Raw genomic sequence first — 2752 nt, forward strand, 5'->3', positions numbered from 1 at the left:
CACGCGGAACGATTCATACGCTCCGTTCGCGAAGAGAGCACCAACCGAGTGCTGACCTTCGACAGAGGTCACGCGGAGAAGATCCGCCAGGAACACGCCTGCCACTTCAACACCCATCGGCCCCACCAAGCCCGCGACCAGCGGGCACCCCTCGACGACCCGAACGTCATACCGCTGCCGACAGCTCGGATCGAACGCCGAAAAGCCGTGGCGGGACTCATCAACGAGTACCACCACGCAGCCTGACGGCCCGACGAAACCCCAGCTCACAACCAGCGAACCCTTTTGAGGGACTGTAATTTTAACGGTGTAACTCCTGAGATGTAGGAGGCACCAGTGACTGAGGTGAAGGCCGAACAGGCCAGCGAGGCCGCCGCGGCAGACCTGGCGGCGATGGATGAGCAGATCCAGCAGCTGGCCGATCGGGCCCGTGCCGAAGGGCTGCGGCTGACTGGTGAGGGCGGCCTGCTGGGTCGGCTGACCAAGCTGGTCACCGAGGCCGCGCTAGTCGGCGAGATAGATGATCATCTCGGCTATGGCAAACACGACCCGGTCGGCCGCGGCGGCAACTCGCGTAACGGCACACGGGCCAAGACGGTGCTGACCGAGGCCGGCCCGGTGGAAATCAGCGTGCCGCGGGATCGCGACGGGAGTTTCGAGCCGACGATCGTGAAGAAGCGGCAGCGCCGGTTGACCGGCGTGGACGATTTGGTGATCTCGTTGTCCGCCAAGGGATTGACACACGGCGAGATCTCGGCTCACCTGGTCGAGATCTACGGGGCCGAGGTGTCCAAGCAGACGATCTCCACGATCACCGACCGGGTGATGGACGGGATGGCCGAGTGGCAGAACCGGCCGTTGGACCCGGTCTATCCGGTGATCTTCATCGACTGCATTCACGTCAAGATCCGCGAGGGACAGGTCGCCAACCGGCCGATCTACGTCGCGCTTGCCGTGACCGTGGACGGCACCCGCGACGTCCACGGACTGTGGGCCGGCGAGCACGGCGCCGGGGAGGGCGCCAAGTACTGGCTGCGGGTGTTATCCGAGATCAAGAACAGGGGCACCGTCGACTGCTGCATCGTGGTCTGCGACGGGCTGAAGGGCCTGCCCGAGGCCATCGCGCAGGTGTGGCCGCAGACGATCGTGCAGACGTGCATCGTTCACTTGCTGCGCCACAGTTTCCGTTATGCCTCCCGTAAGGACTGGAGCGCGATCGCCAAGGACCTCAAGCCGGTCTACACCGCGCCCTCGGAGCAAGCGGCGCTGGACCGGTTCGCCGAGTTCAGCGAGAAGTGGGAGGCCCGGTACCCGGCGATCGTGCGGCTGTGGACCAACGCGTGGGCGGAGTTCGTGCCGTTTTTGCAGTTCGACACCGGAGATTCGCACGATCATCTGCACGACCAACGCCATCGAGAGCATCAACGCGCGCATCCGCCGCGCGGTGAACGCTCGCGGCCACTTCCCCAGCGAGCAGGCTGCCTTGAAGTGCGTCTATCTCGCAATCATGAGTCTTGATCCCACCGGGACGGGCCGCAAGCGCTGGTCCAACCGCTGGAAGAAGGCCCTCAACGCCTTCGAGATCACCTTCGACGGACGCCTGTCCGCCGGACGCCGATAGAACCGAAATCAACAGTTACACCGAAAACTTGACAGCCCCACCCTTCCTTCCGTTTCTGCCAATGCGCCACCTTCGGTTGGAGCTCCGCCAACTCCACCGTCTGCTCCCCAGTCAACGGCCCCTGCTCCTTCAACGCCTCCAACACCGCAACACGGGCGGCAGCAGCCTTTCTCGCCTGGTAACTCTTCGCGTTCTTTTCCTTCTGTTTCGGTTTCCGCTCCGCACTCTGGTCCTGCTGTGCTGCCTGATCCGTCGGCGTGAGCACCTCACTCCCGCCATCCCCCAGACTCCCGGAAACAGCCCCAACAGCAACGGCCGCGTCCACCTTCCGCCGCTTAACCCCCCCAGAACCCTCCCCAACCTCCCCCCGCGAACTTCTTGCCCTTCGTGCCGGCTTTCGTCGCCACCGGCCCGGACTCACTACCCCGACGTTTCGGACCCGTCACCTCGGCGGGCAGCCCGGCCCCCCAGCCCTCGCGCGGCAGCCCGGAACCACTGGGCGGCAACACCACCTCCCCCTCCACTTCCACCCCCGACACCGGAATCACCCACACCCCGGCCGCAGCCAGAACATCAGCGGCCTCGGCTTCCTCCCCCTTCTGCGGATCCAGCAGAACGACCCGCCCTTGCTCACCGCGCTCTCCCGCATGCACCGCAGCAATCACATGCGCACTACCGTCGACACGCTGATAAACCACCGGCACAGCCACACCCACCGGCATGCTCCGCACATACTGCTCAGCCCCGGCCACACCAGCCACCCACCTGGCCGTCGCCCCGAACGCCACCTCCAACCGAACCGGATCCCGATCACCACCAGCCGGCCCCGCCACAAACTGCCGACCGAACTTGACATAATTATGAAGGGCCACCACCGCCTCCAGGCCATTCACCCGGAAACGCTGATCACAGGAACCATAATTAGCCTGATTCACCCCCCGCAGGACCGGATACCCAAACCCAACCAACTCACCTACCAGGACCGGAACTGAAACCCCTAGCGCCCCACACTCCTCCGCATCGCCTGCATCCGGCCACACCAGATCCCCCGAAAACGGCTCACCGAAAAACAACCCGTCAGAGCCTTCACCCCCAAACAACCCAACGGAACCCTCCCACTCGGTGTAGTCG

Annotated in this window: 2 protein-coding genes and 2 pseudogenes; 2 read left to right on the plus strand and 2 right to left on the minus strand. The window is 64.5% G+C overall.

Annotation, left to right across the window (positions count from 1 at the left end; translation table 11 throughout):
- A partial coding sequence (locus SSPN_RS0134315) for an integrase core domain-containing protein (RefSeq protein WP_010313942.1) occupies window positions 1-246 on the plus strand: 246 nt, incomplete at its 5' end.
- A 147-nt stretch (window positions 247-393) separates the two neighbouring features.
- Window positions 394-1621, plus strand: a pseudogene (locus SSPN_RS47230) (IS256 family transposase).
- Here the strand turns inward: SSPN_RS47230 and SSPN_RS52725 are convergent.
- Together SSPN_RS52725 and SSPN_RS57225 are read right to left on the minus strand one after the other, a co-directional pair.
- Window positions 1584-1946 (minus strand): hypothetical protein, encoded by a 363-nt coding sequence (locus SSPN_RS52725; RefSeq protein ID WP_010313944.1) that lies wholly within the window; start codon window positions 1944-1946, stop codon window positions 1584-1586. The pseudogene SSPN_RS47230 and the gene SSPN_RS52725 sit on opposite strands and share 38 nt — an antisense overlap.
- Before the next feature lie 10 nt (window positions 1947-1956).
- Window positions 1957-2752: pseudogene (locus SSPN_RS57225) on the minus strand (hypothetical protein); the annotation flags it as partial.

The organism is Saccharopolyspora spinosa NRRL 18395, from assembly GCF_000194155.1.
GTDB classification, from domain to species: Bacteria; Actinomycetota; Actinomycetes; order Mycobacteriales; family Pseudonocardiaceae; genus Saccharopolyspora; species Saccharopolyspora spinosa.